This window comes from Streptosporangium sp. NPDC002721 (assembly GCF_042888905.1).
GTDB lineage: Bacteria > Actinomycetota > Actinomycetes > Streptosporangiales > Streptosporangiaceae > Streptosporangium.
The window spans coordinates 64,958-78,473 of the sequence record NZ_JBIAQI010000007.1 but is presented as its reverse complement, the minus strand read 5'-3'; the positions used below and the strand labels follow the sequence as shown (position 1 = coordinate 78,473).

The 13,516-nt window shown below is 70.1% G+C and carries 11 protein-coding genes; 4 read left to right on the top strand and 7 right to left on the bottom strand.

Annotated elements, in window-relative coordinates; translation table 11 throughout:
• Positions 1 to 103: 103 nt before the first annotated feature.
• Positions 104 to 1,690, bottom strand: a complete 1,587-nt coding sequence (gene aceB, locus ACFYWM_RS11120) for a malate synthase A (protein ID WP_389912115.1) — start codon at positions 1,688 to 1,690, stop codon at positions 104 to 106.
• 243 nt (positions 1,691 to 1,933) lie between these two features.
• Here aceB and ACFYWM_RS11115 point away from each other — a divergent pair, with 243 nt between their 5' ends.
• Both ACFYWM_RS11115 and hflX read left to right on the top strand, forming a co-directional pair.
• Positions 1,934 to 2,617 carry a DUF4097 domain-containing protein gene (locus tag ACFYWM_RS11115; RefSeq protein ID WP_389912112.1) on the top strand — a complete coding sequence of 228 codons (684 nt, stop codon included), beginning with the start codon at positions 1,934 to 1,936 and terminating at the stop codon, positions 2,615 to 2,617.
• A 276-nt stretch (positions 2,618 to 2,893) separates the two neighbouring features.
• Complete coding sequence (gene hflX, locus ACFYWM_RS11110) at positions 2,894 to 4,264, top strand: GTPase HflX (protein WP_389912109.1); 1,371 nt, start codon at positions 2,894 to 2,896, stop codon at positions 4,262 to 4,264.
• A 234-nt stretch (positions 4,265 to 4,498) separates the two neighbouring features.
• On the opposite strand, the gene ACFYWM_RS11105 is transcribed toward hflX, so the two are convergent.
• Genes ACFYWM_RS11105 through ACFYWM_RS11080 form a run of 6 tightly spaced genes read right to left on the bottom strand, consistent with a single transcriptional unit; the run spans position 4,499 to position 10,411 of the window.
• Entirely contained in the window at positions 4,499 to 6,079 is a 1,581-nt protein-coding gene (locus ACFYWM_RS11105; RefSeq protein WP_389912106.1) for a SpoIIE family protein phosphatase, read from the bottom strand.
• Entirely contained in the window at positions 6,072 to 7,754 is a 1,683-nt protein-coding gene (locus tag ACFYWM_RS11100) for a hybrid sensor histidine kinase/response regulator (RefSeq protein WP_389912104.1), read from the bottom strand. Before ACFYWM_RS11100 ends, ACFYWM_RS11105 begins: the two co-directional genes overlap by 8 nt.
• On the bottom strand, positions 7,751 to 8,761 hold the full coding sequence (locus tag ACFYWM_RS11095) for an ATP-binding protein (RefSeq protein ID WP_389912101.1): 1,011 nt from the start codon (positions 8,759 to 8,761) through the stop codon (positions 7,751 to 7,753). The genes ACFYWM_RS11100 and ACFYWM_RS11095 overlap by 4 nt, the downstream gene beginning before the upstream one ends.
• Entirely contained in the window at positions 8,749 to 9,150 is a 402-nt protein-coding gene (locus ACFYWM_RS11090; protein ID WP_389912098.1) for an anti-sigma regulatory factor, read from the bottom strand. The genes ACFYWM_RS11095 and ACFYWM_RS11090 overlap by 13 nt, the downstream gene beginning before the upstream one ends.
• Positions 9,147 to 9,527, bottom strand: a complete 381-nt coding sequence (locus ACFYWM_RS11085; protein ID WP_389912095.1) for an STAS domain-containing protein — start codon at positions 9,525 to 9,527, stop codon at positions 9,147 to 9,149. The genes ACFYWM_RS11090 and ACFYWM_RS11085 overlap by 4 nt, the downstream gene beginning before the upstream one ends.
• Positions 9,527 to 10,411 (bottom strand): STAS domain-containing protein, encoded by an 885-nt coding sequence (locus tag ACFYWM_RS11080; protein WP_389912092.1) that lies wholly within the window; start codon positions 10,409 to 10,411, stop codon positions 9,527 to 9,529. The genes ACFYWM_RS11085 and ACFYWM_RS11080 overlap by 1 nt, the downstream gene beginning before the upstream one ends.
• Before the next feature lie 920 nt (positions 10,412 to 11,331).
• Between ACFYWM_RS11080 and hutI the strand changes: the two genes are divergently transcribed.
• Both hutI and ACFYWM_RS11070 read left to right on the top strand, forming a co-directional pair.
• Positions 11,332 to 12,540 (top strand): imidazolonepropionase, encoded by a 1,209-nt coding sequence (hutI, locus tag ACFYWM_RS11075; RefSeq protein WP_329091979.1) that lies wholly within the window; start codon positions 11,332 to 11,334, stop codon positions 12,538 to 12,540.
• An 84-nt stretch (positions 12,541 to 12,624) separates the two neighbouring features.
• Positions 12,625 to 13,494 (top strand): DegV family protein, encoded by an 870-nt coding sequence (locus tag ACFYWM_RS11070; protein WP_389912089.1) that lies wholly within the window; start codon positions 12,625 to 12,627, stop codon positions 13,492 to 13,494.
• Positions 13,495 to 13,516: the final 22 nt, after the last annotated feature.

The window sequence follows — 13,516 nt, the reverse complement described above, 5'->3', positions numbered from 1 at the left end:
AAAGTATCCACTCGGCCCGACGCCCGCATCCGCCCCTGACGACCACCCGGAGTGAGGAATCCCCGCCGGGGGATGAGGATTCCTCACCGTCGGAATGGTCATGTCACGGCATACGCGCATACGCCGGGAGAGTAAGGAACTCCGCGAAGTCGTCGTCCAGGGCGACCTCCTTGAACAGGGCGGTGGCCTGACCGTAGAGGGCCTCGTCGTAACCGGGCTCGGCCTTGATCTTGCCGAGCTCCTCGTCGATGATCCTCTCGACCAGCTCCCTGGTCACCACGGCGCCGGTGTCGGCGAGCTCGATGCCGTTGTGGATCCACTGCCAGACCTGGGAACGGGAGATCTCGGCGGTCGCCGCGTCCTCCATCAGGTTGTGGATCGCCACCGCGCCCAGCCCGCCCATCCAGGCGGCCAGGTAGCGCAGCGCCACGTCCACGTTGTTGCGCAGCCCCGCCTCGGTGATGTCACCGGGGGTCTTGGAGACCGCGAGCAGGTCGGCGGCGGAGACGGAGACGTCCTCGCGCAGGCGGTGTAGCTGGTTCGGCCGGTCCTCCAGGACGGCGTCGAAGACGTCGCGGCAGATCGGCACGAGGTCGGGGTGGGCCACCCAGGAGCCGTCGAAGCCGTCGCCGGACTCGCGGGTCTTGTCGGCGGTGACCTTCTCCAGGGCGACCTTGTTCACCTCGGGGTCGCGCCGGGAGGGGATGAACGCGGCCATCCCGCCGATGGCGTGGGCCCCGCGCCGGTGGCAGGTGCTGACCAGCAGCTCGGTGTAGGCACGCATGAACGGGGCGGTCATCGTCACGGCGTTGCGCTCGGGCAGCAGGAACTCGCGGCCACGGGTGCGGAACTTCTTGATCACGCTGAAGAGGTAGTCCCAGCGGCCCGCGTTGAGGCCCGCGGAGTGGTCGCGGAGCTCGTAGAGGATCTCCTCCATCTCGAACGCGGCCGGGTAGGTCTCGATGAGCACCGTGGCCCGGATCGTCCCCCGGGGAATCTCGAGCAGCTCCTGCGCCCTGACGAAGACGTCGTTCCAGAGGCGGGCCTCCTGGTGCGACTCGATCTTCGGCAGGTAGAAGTACGGGCCCTTGCCCTTGGCCATCTGCCGCCGCGCCGAGTGGAAGAAGTAGAGGCCGAAGTCGACGAGGGAGGCCGAGAACGGCCTGCCGTCGAGGGTGAGGTGCTTCTCGTCCAGGTGCCAGCCGCGGGGACGCACCACGATGGTGGCCAGCTCCGTGTCCGGCTTGAGCGCGTAGCTCTTCTCCCCGGCGGAGAAGTCCAGGGTCCGGTCGAGCGCGTCGCGCAGGTTGAGCTGGCCGCCGATGGTGTTCTCCCAGGTGGGGGCGTTGGCGTCCTCGAAGTCGGCGAGCCAGACCTTCGCGCCCGAGTTCAGCGCGTTGATCGTCATCTTCCGGTCGACGGGACCGGTGATCTCCACGCGGCGGTCCACCAGGCCGGGCGCGGGCGGGGCGACGTGCCACTCGGACTCGCGCACGTGCCTGGTCTCGGGCAGGAAGTCGAGGGTGCCGCCGGCCGACAGCTCGGCCTGGCGGGCCTGGCGGGCCTCCAGCAACTCCAGGCGCCGGCCGTCGAACTCACGCTGGAGGGTGGCCAGGAAGGCCAGTGCCTCCGGCGTGAGGATCTCGTCGAAGCGGTCCTGGACGGGACCGCCGATCTCCACACCGTCCATGAGTCCTCTTTCCTTCAATTTTCCGCACAGTGGAAAAGTAATTCTGAATTGTGGAATCGACGCTACTTGAGGGCCGGTTACCGGTCAAAGGCAGGGTCTCCCTCAGGGCTCGCTCCGGGAGTTCCCCGATGATCTGGGAGGCGTACTCGGACACAGTGAGATCAGCACCCTCCGCAGAGGGGTGGCACGGGCCGGTCGCACACGGGAAGCGAAGACTTCCCGAGGGAATCGAGGATTGAGCGCATGAGGAAGAACATGCTCGTCGCCGGAGCGGTCGTGGGGTCGATGTTCGTGCTCTCGGGATGCGACCTCGCCCTCGACTTCCGCGAGCGGCGGCAGGAGGTCGTCTCCTACGACGTCACCGGCAGGCTGACGGCCCTGGACGTCGCCACCGACTCCGGCGACATCGTGGTCACCGAGTCGGACCGCGAGGCCGTCCACGTGACCGAGACCATCCACTGGCGCGGCGCCAGGCCCACCCCCAGCCACCCGGTGAACGGCGGCACGCTCACCCTGCGCGACGAGTGCCGGGGGAACTGCTCGGTCGACTACAAGGTCGAGATCCCCAGGGGCCTCACGGCCAGGCTCGACACCGGCTCGGGCACCATCACGATGCGCGGGCTGACCGGGGAGACGAACGCCACGAGCGGCTCCGGCGACATCGAGGCCGGTGGCCTCACCTCCAAGCGGTTCACCGCCGAAGCCGGCTCCGGCGACGTCGAGGCGAGGTTCTCCGCCCCGCCGGAGGGGGTGCGGATCGAGACCGGGAGCGGCGACGTCGTCGCCTACCTTCCCAAGGAGGGCTACGACGTCACCGCCGAGACCGGCTCCGGGGAGAAGACCGTGGAGGTGACCGAGGACCCGGCCTCGCCCCGCAAGGTCACGCTGAAGACGGGCTCCGGTGACGCCCAGGTCCTGCTTCCCTGACGCCGCGGGCCCGGGGCCTTCCCCGGCGCCCTGATCAGGGGATGCCCGGATCCGGTGGGAACTCCGGTGGGGACTCCGTTGGGGACGAAGTGGTGATAACCAGGTGATGGCGCGGGGGTTCCCGTGGCACCATCGGGGGGAAGAGACCCGGGGTGTTCGAGCGTTCACTCATACGGGAAGAACGATACGCACCAACCATCTGAATGGAGCGACGACATAGACACTCGTGAGCCGCTGGACATCGACCGATTCGACGACCTGCTCGACAACGGTGAGATGGACCTGGCCGAGCGCCAGGCACTCCGCCGGGTGGCGGGCCTCTCCACGGAGCTGGAAGACGTCACCGAGGTCGAATACCGCCAGCTGCGACTTGAGCGGGTCGTCCTGGTCGGCGTCTGGACCTCCGGGACGGCGACCGACGCCGAGAACTCCCTCCTGGAGCTGAAGCTCCTCGCCGAGACCGCGGGTTCGGAAGTGCTCGAAGGGCTGATCCAGCGCCGGCAGAAGCCCGACACCGCGACCTACATCGGCTCGGGCAAGGCACAGGAGCTCGCCGACATCGTCTCCGCCACCGGTGCCGACACCGTGGTGTGCGACGGGGAGCTGAGCCCCGGCCAGCTCCGCCAGCTCGAGGAGATCGTCAAGGTCAAGGTCATCGACCGGACCATGCTGATCCTCGACATCTTCGCCCAGCACGCCAAGAGCCGCGAGGGCAAGGCGCAGGTCGAGCTCGCGCAGCTCAACTACCTGCTGCCGCGCCTGCGAGGCTGGGGTGGCAACCTGTCGCGCCAGGTCGGCGGTCGCGCCGCGGGCGGCGTCGGCATGGGCGGCCGCGGCCCCGGTGAGACCAAGATCGAGCTGGACCGCCGCCGCATCCGCGAGCGGATGGCCAAGCTGCGCCGCCAGATCGGCGGGATGACCACCGCCCGCGTGACCAAGCGCTCGCGGCGCACGCAGCGCGAGGTTCCCGCCGTGGCCATCGCCGGATACACCAACGCGGGCAAGTCCTCGCTGCTGAACCGGCTGACCGGCGCGGGAGTGCTCGTCGAGGACTCCCTGTTCGCCACGCTCGACCCGACGGTCCGCAGGGCGCAGACGCCCGACGGCCGCCTGTTCACGCTGGCAGACACCGTCGGGTTCGTCCGGCACCTGCCGCACCAGCTCGTCGAGGCGTTCCGCTCCACGCTGGAGGAGGTCGGCGACGCCGACCTGATCCTGCACGTGGTCGACGGTTCGCACCCCGACCCCGACTCGCAGCTCGCCGCGGTGCGAGAGGTGATCGGCGACATCGAGGGCGCCCGCGACATCCCCGAGATCGTGGTCATCAACAAGGCCGACGCCGCCGACCCGGTGGTGCTGGCCCAGCTGACCGCCAAGGAGAGCCGCACCGTCGTGGTCTCGGCCCGCACCGGTGCCGGGCTCGACGAGCTGCGGGCCGTGATCGAGCGGGAGCTGCCCCGCTTCGACCAGGAGGTCAGGCTTCTCGTGCCGTACGAGCGCGGCGACCTGATCTCCCGGGCGCACAAGGAGGGCGAGGTCCTCGGCGTCGAGCACACCGGCGACGGCACCGTCCTGCACGCCAGGGTCCTGCCCGGCCTTTTCGCCGAGCTGGAGAAGACCGCCAAACCGGTCGAGACCGCCGTCTGATTTCCCACCGGCCACCCGGGGTGACCGCCGTGCCGACCCGGCACCGGTCGCCCGGGGTGGTCGTTTCGTCTTTCCGGCACCGGTGGCCCGGGATGATCGTTCTCGGCCTGTCCGGACCGCCCGCCCTCTTCACGGTGCCGACCGGTGCCGACCGGTGCCGACCGGTGCCGACCGGTGCCGACCGGTGGCGACCGGTGGCGTTCAGGTGCGGGCCGGTGACGTTCCCGTGCTGTGTCAGCGATGTGTCCCGCGGCGGAACATCACCAGCGCCACGTCGTCCTCCCTGGCCCCGAAGCGCTCGATCAGCCGGTCGCAGAAGACCTCCAGGTCCTCCTCCACCCGCTCCGCCAGGTGCCGTACGATCTCCAGGCTCTCGTCGAGCAGCTTGTCGCGGTCCTCGATCAGCCCGTCGGTGAACATCAGCACCGAGCTTCCCTCGGGGACGTTCACCCGGTCGACCCGGTAGGTCTCCTGGGCCACCCCCAGCAGGAGGTTTCCCAGGCGGTGGTAGTGGGCCTGGGCGTCCGCGATGAACAGGGGCGGGATGTGCCCCGCGTTCGCGATCTCCATCTCCCCGGTCGCCGGGTCGAGCAGGAGCAGGCACACGGTGGCGGTCATGCCGGGGTGGTAGCGCCGCAGCACCTCGTTGAGCAGCGCCATCGACGCGCCGAGGTCCGAGGTGCCGATGACGGAGGCGCGCAGCGCGTGGCGCAGCTCCGCCATGACGGTGGCGGCCAGCAGCGAGTGTCCCTGCACGTCGCCGATGGCGATGAGCACCCGGTGGCCCAGCCGCAGGACCTCGTAGAAGTCGCCTCCGACCTCGACGTTGTCGACCGCCGGCTGGTACCGCCAGCTGATCGCGACCCCGGGGGTCTCGGGGAGTCGCGCCGGCAGCAGGCTGCGCTGCAGGGTGAGGGCGATCGCGTGCTCCTCGGCGTACGCCCGCAGCGCGTCCACGGCGAGGCCGAGGGCCTGGCCGAGCTGGCGCAGCACGTTGGACTCGTCGGCGTCGAGTGCCGGATCCGCCACCACCCCGAGGTAGACGGGAGGCCGGCCCAGCTTGGTGCGGCAGACCACGGCCGAGATGTCACGGCCGAGGGTCGAGTCGGGCGTCAGGTTCACCCAGTCGGCGGCCGAAACCGTGAAGACCTGGGTGCCGGCGGCGCCGCCCAGGGACATCGCGCTCAGGCCGGGCAGCGTGTTCGGTGCCGCGACCTTGGCGACGGCGCCCCCCGAGGGGGTCGCGGAGAACCTGCGGGTCTGGCCGTCGGGGGGCAGGGCGAGCGTGCTCGCGTGCCGCCCCAGGATTCGCGAGGTTCCCTCGACGGCCGTGGCGAGGAGCTCGTCGAACGTCTCGGCGGAGTTCATCGAGAGCGTGACCTCGGTGAGGGCGGCCAGCCGCAGGGCCATCAGCTCGGCCCGCTGCCGGGCGCGGTAGTAGCGCAGCGTGGCCTCGACCGTCGCGGCGAACTCGTCGGGTTCGACCGGCTCGGCCAGGTAGGCGTCGGCGCCGCGTTCGAGCCCGTGCGCCCGGTCGGCCGGGGTGATCGCCGCCCCGGAGATCTGGATGACCGGGATGGAGGACGTCGCCGGGTCGGCCTTGATCTGCTCGCAGACCTCGTAGCCGCTGATGTCGGGCAGCCGTACGTCCAGGACGACGAGGTCCGGCAGGAGCTCCCTGACCTTGACGAGCGCCTCCATGCCGCCGGTGGCCTGCACGACCTGGTGCCCCGAGCGCCGCAGCCAGCTCGACAGGATGTACAGCTTGGTCGGGGTGTCGTCCACGACCAGCACCGTCGCCGCGTTGTCACCCATCGGCGGGTCCGAGGGCGCTTCCGATCGCCTCCAGCAGGGTGTCGCGGCGCAGCCCCTGTTTGGAGATCATCATGTGCGCCCGCTCGGGGACCTGGCGTGACGTGGCGACGGTCACGACGACCACAGGGACCTCTCGCAGCCGCTCGTCGTCCGACATCCGCAGCATCAGCGCGGTGCCGTCGAGGCGGGGCATCAGCAGGTCTATCAGCGCGAGGTCGGGTGGGTTGGCCGTCATCATCTCCAGCGCCATCAGCCCGTCGGAGGCCTCGTCGACGTGCGCGGCGAACCCGGTGAGCATCCGGCGTATGGTGGCGCGGAACTCCTCGTCGTCGTCCACGACGAGCACCCGGCCGACCACGGGAGCCCCGTCGTGCCGGTAGGGAAGCCTCAGGGTGGCCGTGGTGCCGGATCCGGCGACGCTGGTCAGCTGCAGCGCGCCGCCCAGCGCCTCCGCCAGCCGCCGGGCGTACGGCAGGCCGAGCCCGGTCCCCTTGCTCCGCACCTGGATCGGCCCCGGGACCTGGAAGAACTCCTCGAAGACGCGTTCCAGGTGCTCCTCGGGCACGCCTATCCCCGTGTCGGTCACGGTGAAGACCAGGTCGTGGGTGGTCGCGTCGAGGTTCGCCTCCAGCCTGACCTCGCCGTGCTCGGTGAACTTCAGCCCGTTGGAGAGCAGGTTGCGCAGGATCCGGGTGAGCATCACCTCGTCCACCATCATCTCCTGCGGCGCCTGCGAGATCTCCACCGTGAGCCGCACCTCGTCGTTGCCGGTGGTGGGGTGCAGCGTCATGCGCAGCCGTTCGGCCAGGGCCACCAGGTCGACCATGGAGGGCTGCGGGTCGAGCCTCCCTGCCTCGGCCTTCGCCATGTCGAGCAGCTCGCTCACCAGCGACAGGAGTGTCTCCGCGGAGGAGCCGATGAGGTTGATCTGGTGGAGCTGCTCGGCGGCCAGGGGTTCCCCGCCGGGGCCCACCAGCAGGCGGACCAGGCCGATGATCGAATTGAGGGGGGTGCGCAGTTCGTGGCTGACGGTGGCCCAGAACCTGTTCTTCGCGTCGCTCGCCGCCCGGAGCTGCGCGGACTTCTCGTCCAGCTCGGCGTAGAGCGCCACGACGCCGCGGTTGGTCTCCTCCAGCTCCTCGGACAACTGGTTGTAGAGCGCCAGTACGCCCTGGTTGGTCTCCTCCAGCTCGGTGTTGAGCTGCAGGACCTCCTCCAGGGTCTCGGCGAGCTCCTGGTTCTGCCTGCGCAGCTCGTCGAGGGCGGTGGTGGGCGTCGTGGCGGCGATCCTGGCACGGATCTCCTCCGCCGAGAGTCTCGGCTTGCGGCCCTGCGGGAGCCGTTTGACCATGCTTATTCTTCCCTCGGCGGGATCGAGCTCGATGTGGTCGACGAGACGCCCCGCCAGCGTCACCCCGTCCGAGGAGCGAAAGCCGATCTTCGCCGGGAAGTCGACCGTGACGAGCAGGGCGTCCCGCTCCAGCAGGAAGGCGACGGAGGCGTCGGTTCCCGCCTCGACGAGCTCCCTGCCGATCTCGCTCAGCGCGGTGGCCACCCGGATCTGGTCCTGGGGCTCCAGCCCCACGCTCTCCGCCACCTCGCGGCCCAGCTTGCGCATGGCGAAGACGTCCTGGTCGTCCCGGACGGGGATCCGGACCAGCTCGTCCCCGGTCATGTGTTCGGCCTGACGGCGACCACGCAGGCGTCGTCCCTGCGGGTCCCGGCGTCGCGCAGCAGCGTGCCCGCGACGACGGAGGGCAGGCGCGTGACGAGCCCCGGGTAGGAGGTGATGTCCCAGCGTTCGGTCAGGCCGTCGGAGTGGAGCAGGACGACGCCGTGGCGCGGCAGGGTGTACTCGTACTGGCGCAGGGTCCTGGCCTTGTGGCCGGCGATGCCCGGGACGGAGATCATCCCCTGGCGGCCCTCGTTGTGGGCGATCCACGCGGAGACGTTGCCGAGGCCGGCGAAGCTGACCGTGCCCGCGGCGCCGTCGACACGGGCCACGGCGACCGCGCCGCCCCTGGTGTGGCCGAGGCCGGCGTGGATGCGCTCCAGGACGGTGACCGGGGCGAGGTCCGCGTGCCGCAGGAAGAGCCGCACCGCCTCCTGGGAGGCCTGGGCGGCCGCGGGCCCGTGGCCGAGGCCGTCGCAGAGCATCACGGTTGTCGTAGTGCCCTCCTCGGCGGCCACAAACGCGTCGCCGCAGACGGTCTCCTCGCCGATCGGGCGGGTCAGGCCGCTCACCCGGGACGGGGGGTGGGGCGCGCCCTGGGCGGCGAAGTACATGCCGAGCACGGTGCCCCGGCTGGGTATGGAGTGGACCTCGTACCCGCTGGCCATCCGGGCGATGCCGCCCAGCCCGATGCCGAGGGTGCCGGCGGTGGAGTAGCCGTCGCGCAGGGCGCGCGAGACGTCCAGCATCCCCGGCCCCCGGTCGATCGCGAGGACCTCCACCGCCGAGTCCAGCTCCGGGTGCGGGCGGATCAGCATGACGCCCTCGGTCGCGTGCTTGACCAGGTTCGACGCGGCCTCGCTCACCGCGACGGCGACCCGCCCGGTGTCCTCCTCACTGAATCCGCGGATCTCCGCGAGCGTCACGGCGGTACGGCGGAGGGCGCCGATCGAGCTGGCGTCCTCCGCCCGTACCCAGGCGTCGCGCTGGGAGCGGATCAGCGCGCCCATTTCGTCACCGTGATCAGCGTGCCCTCACCGGGAGTCGATTCCAGGTCGAACTCGTCGACCAGGCGTCGGGAGCCGCTGAGGCCGAGGCCGAGGCCCCCGCCGGTGGTCCAGCCGTCGGTCAGTGCCTGATCGATGTCCGGGATGCCGGGGCCGTTGTCGCTGAAGACCATCCGCAGGCCCTTCCGCATGCCCTTGTGGACGACCTCGACGCGCACCTGCCCGCCTCCGGCGTAGACCAGGGCGTTGCGGGCCAGCTCGCTGGCCGCGGTCACCACCTTGGTCTGGTCGACCAGGGACAGGCCCACGTTCACGGCGACGGTCCTGACTCGCTGGCGGACCAGCACGACGTCGCCGTTGGCGTTGATGGGCAACTCCTCCGCGGTCGTCACCGGGAGGCCGCTGAACGCTCGGAACTTTCGATCTGGTTCAGCATCGTGACGCCCTTCTCAAGATTGAGCGCCGTGCGTACACCGCCTAGGGAGAGGCCGAGCTCGACGAGGGTGATCGCCACCGCCGGCCGCATGCCGACGACGATCGTCTCTGCGTCGAGCATGCGGGAGATCGCCGCGATGGTGGCCAGCATCCGGCCGATGAAGGAGTCGACGATCTCCACGGCGGTGATGTCGATGATCACCCCTCGCGCACCGGTCTCGACCACCTTCTCCGACAGGTCCTCCTGGAGCGCGAGCACGCTCATGTCCTGCAGGTCGATCTGGATGGAGACGATCAGGATGTCGCCGAGCTTGAGGATGGGGACGCGATCCATCAGCCCTCCACCGTCCGCACCGCGATGCGCGACTCCCCGCCCTTGACGAACCTGACCCCGCTCGCCCGCAGCGTGTGGGCCAGCGCGTCGGCGAGGGTGGCCTTGGTCACGATGTCGCCGAACTCGATGCCGAGGGTGACGATGGTGTGGGCGATCTGCGGGCGGATGCCGGAGATCACGCACTCGGCGCCCATCAGCCGGGCCGCCACCACGGTCTTGAGCAGGTGCTGGGCGACCTCGGTGTCGACGGCGGACACCCCAGTGATGTCGATGACCGCGTGCTCGGAGCCGGTGTCGACGAGCGTCTGCAGCAGCTTCTCCATGACGACCTGGGTCCTGGCCGAGTCGAGCGTGCCGACCAGCGGCACCGCGACGATGCCCTCCCAGAGCTTGACCACCGGGGTGGACAGCTCCAGCAGCTGCTCCGCCTGGTCGATGATGATCTTCTCCCTGGCCGCCGCGTAGCTCTCCATGGTGAAGAGCCCGAGGTCGTCGATCACCCGGGAGAACCAGATGAAACCTCGCAGGGCCTCGGGGGAGCCGTCCTCCTCGACGATCTCGTAGAGCGCCTCCTTCAGGCCGAACACCACGATCGCGGTCTCGGTCGGGGTGAACCCCTGGCGGGCGCGGTCGCGGGAGAGCTCGGCGAGCAGGCCGCGCAGATCGCTGAGGTCGCCGGACTCGCCGAACGACTGGCGCAGCGACTGGTAGAGCTCGCGTAACTGCTCGGCCAGCCCCCCGCGATCCGCCTGATTGCCGGTGCCGCCGCTGGGCGAACGGGCGATCTCAAGCCAGCGCTTGAAGACGCGCGCCTCGTGCTCCTGGAAAAGTTCTTCGATGCGACGCCGACCGGCGTCCGCGTGGACGGACAAGGCAACTCCCATGCGTACGACCTGGAGACAACTCGCACGAAAGGTTACATGGAACGTCCTGCTTACGACCCTTTTTGGGTGTTCGGTGGGCCGCTTGTGGTCAGAGCTTCAAGAGGGTGAAGGGGCCGGGCCGGGCGGCCGGGGTGGCCGTATCACATCATGGGCCTCGCGGGTGGTCCTCGGGGGCCGCTTCGCGACAGACGACCCGCGCGTTCGTGACGGGCGAACCACGTTCATGACGGGCGAACCACGTTCGTGACAGGCGAACCGTGCGTTCGTGACAGGCGAACCGTGCGTTCGTGACGGGCGAACCGTGCGGAGCCCGTGAGGATCGCCGGGGGCGCGCCGGGAGGGCGCGAGCCTTCCGGGTGTCGGCTCAGGCCTTCCGGATGTCAGCTTAGGGTGGTGGCGAGCGGCGTTTCAATGCCGGAACTTGCGTTCCGGGGCCCGTGAGGGCTGCACTACAAGAACGCGAAAACGTACAAAAGCCTCAAAAGTGACAGTGGTCGCCCAAGGTTTGGATTGCTACCATAAGGCAAATCTAGCGAGATGTTATGACGCAAGTTGCTCTGGTGACTACTGTTACGGGCGATGAAGAAGTAGTCTGAGCTGTGGAAAGTTGCTCAACGCCACACGTGATCGTCGAGCCGGCGGGTGAGGTGCGGTCGCGGAGGGGCGGCGTTCTTCCCAATTAGCCTGTACAGCGGGCCGACTTGTGAAATAACGTAACTGAACTGAAATCGCCCGATCATGATCTCGGCGATACTGTCGCCGCACAACAGATACGCGGATGAGAGCAGGAGACCCCCGATGCCGTCCGGACTCACAGCGGGTTTGAAGGGCACGGTGCCCGGCGACGTCCGGAACGGCTCGCCCCGTCCGGGTGCGGTCCTCCTCCGAGTGTCTTCCCCTGAACACAAGGCGGTGATGCGATGACGGTCCGCCTCCTGACCAACATCGGCCGGCTCTGGACCGGAAACGACGTGTTCAGCAACGCGGCGATCCTCGTCCACAACGACCGGATCGCCTGGGTCGGCCGCGCCGCGGATCTTCCGCAGAGCGTGCCCGGTGTCGTCGACGACATCGTCGACGTCGACCACGTCGAGAACCTGGGCGGCGCGCTGGTCACCCCCGGCCTGATCGACGCGCACACCCATCCGGTCTACGCGGGAAACCGCTACGCCGAGATGGCGATGCGCTCCAGCGGCTCCACCCCCTCCGCGATCACCGCGGCGGGCGGCGGCATCGGCTCCACCGTGACGGTCACCCGTGGCACCGACCCCTGGACGCTCTGCAACGGCGTCCGCGAGCGGCTTCGCGACTGGCTGCTCAGCGGCACCACCACCATCGAGGCCAAGACCGGCTACCACCTCACCCGTGACGGCGAGCTGGCCGACGTGCGACTCCTGCGCGAGCTGGAGAAGGAACCGATGATGCCGCGGGTGCACGTGACCTTCATGGCCGCGCACGTCGTCCCGCCCGAATACTTCGGCCGCCAGCGCGACTACGTCGAGGCCGTGGGCGCCTGGTGCGCCGACGCCGCCGCGGCGGGAGCCGACGGTGTCGACGTCTACTGCGACGAGGGCCACTTCACCGCGGAGGAGGCCCGCTGGGTCCTGGCCTCCGGGCGCAACGTCGGCCTGCTGCCCCGCGTGCACGCCGGCGCCTACACCCGGCGCGGCGCCGTCCAGCTCGCCGCCGAACTCGGCTGCGCCTCCGCCGACCTGCTCCACCACACCACCGACGAGGACATCGCGATCCTGGCCCGATACGGCGTCCCCGCCGTGGTCTGCCCCGGCACCGCCCTCCAGCGTGGCAGCCTGCCCCCGGTCCGCCGGATGCTCGCCCAGGGGGTAACCGTGGCCCTCGGCAGCGACCACAACCCGGGCCACTGCGGCATCACCTCGATGTCCCTGGTCATCAGCCTCGCCGTCGCGGCCTTCGGCATGAGCGTCGGCGACGCCCTCCGGGCCGCCACCCTCGGTGGTGCCACGGTCCTCGGCGCCCCCGATCGCGGCGTTCTCGCCCCCGGCCGCCTGGCCGACATCGTCCAGTGGGACGCCGACCACGAGGGCGCCTTCGCCTGGTCCTTCGGCCTCAAGCCCCGCCGCGTCTGGCGCGGCGGCACCCCCGTCCAGTAGACCCGCGGCGGGCTCCTCGTCTCAGCAGGCCTGAGGCGGGGTTCTCGTCTCCTTCGCGTGATCTCCACCCCGTAACCTCTGGACATGTCTCCACGGGTCGCCGTCGTCACGGACTCCACCGCCTACCTCCCTCCGGAGGAGGTCTCCCGCAGGGGAATCGTCGTGGTGCCGCTCCAGATGATCGTGGGAGGCCGGGCGCTCGACGACGTGACGCGGACCGAGGGCACGAGCGTGGGCGACATGCTGCGGGAACGGGGCCAGGTGACGACCTCCATGCCCGCCCCGCGCCGTTTCACGGACGCCTACGCCGAGGCTGCGGCCCGGGGCGCGACCGGTATCGTCTCCATCCACCTGTCGGCTGAGATGTCCGGTACGGTCGAGGCCGCCCGCGCGGGGGCCGAGCATTCCCCCGTTCCGGTCGATGTCGTCGACAGCAGGTCCATCGCCATGGGCCTCGGGTTCCCGGTCCTCGCCGCCGCGAGTGCCGCCGCGAAGGGCGCGACACGGACCGAGGTGGCGGACGCCGCCCGCCGCCGCGCGGAGTCGATCCGCAGCTTCTTCTACGTCGACACCCTGGAGTATCTCCGCAGGGGAGGGCGGATCGGCGCGGCGGAGAGCCTCCTCGGCTCGGCACTGATGATCAAGCCGATCCTGCACATCTCCGACGGCGCGATCGTCCCCCTGGAGAAGGTCCGTACGGCGAGCCGTGCCATCGCCCGCCTCGAGGACCTCGCGGTCGAGGCCGCGGGTACCGGCCGGGTGGAGATCGCCGTCCAGCACCTCGCCGCCCGCTCCCGCGCGGAGACCCTGGCCGCACGACTGCGACGGCGCGTTCCCTCCCTCGCCGAGGTCATCGTCGTCGAGGTCGGCCCGGTGATCGGCGCACACGTCGGCCCCGGCATGCTCGGCGTCACCATCTCCACCGGAGAGCCTCTGGTGTCCACCGGCCCGTGAGGTTCGCCGGCCCGTGAGGTTC

Excerpts from the sequence above, each read along its gene's own strand:
- aceB (WP_389912115.1), bottom strand. The coding sequence starts at position 1,690 with ATGGACGGTGTGGAGATCGGCGGTCCCGTCCAGGACCGCTTCGACGAG.
- ACFYWM_RS11115 (WP_389912112.1), top strand. The coding sequence starts at position 1,934 with ATGAGGAAGAACATGCTCGTCGCCGGAGCGGTCGTGGGGTCGATGTTC.
- hflX (WP_389912109.1), top strand. The coding sequence starts at position 2,894 with ATGGACCTGGCCGAGCGCCAGGCACTCCGCCGGGTGGCGGGCCTCTCC.
- ACFYWM_RS11105 (WP_389912106.1), bottom strand. The coding sequence starts at position 6,079 with ATGGGTGACAACGCGGCGACGGTGCTGGTCGTGGACGACACCCCGACC.
- ACFYWM_RS11100 (WP_389912104.1), bottom strand. The coding sequence starts at position 7,754 with ATGACCGGGGACGAGCTGGTCCGGATCCCCGTCCGGGACGACCAGGAC.
- ACFYWM_RS11095 (WP_389912101.1), bottom strand. The coding sequence starts at position 8,761 with ATGGGCGCGCTGATCCGCTCCCAGCGCGACGCCTGGGTACGGGCGGAG.
- ACFYWM_RS11085 (WP_389912095.1), bottom strand. The coding sequence starts at position 9,527 with ATGGATCGCGTCCCCATCCTCAAGCTCGGCGACATCCTGATCGTCTCC.
- ACFYWM_RS11080 (WP_389912092.1), bottom strand. The coding sequence starts at position 10,411 with ATGGGAGTTGCCTTGTCCGTCCACGCGGACGCCGGTCGGCGTCGCATC.
- hutI (WP_329091979.1), top strand. The coding sequence starts at position 11,332 with ATGACGGTCCGCCTCCTGACCAACATCGGCCGGCTCTGGACCGGAAAC.
- ACFYWM_RS11070 (WP_389912089.1), top strand. The coding sequence starts at position 12,625 with ATGTCTCCACGGGTCGCCGTCGTCACGGACTCCACCGCCTACCTCCCT.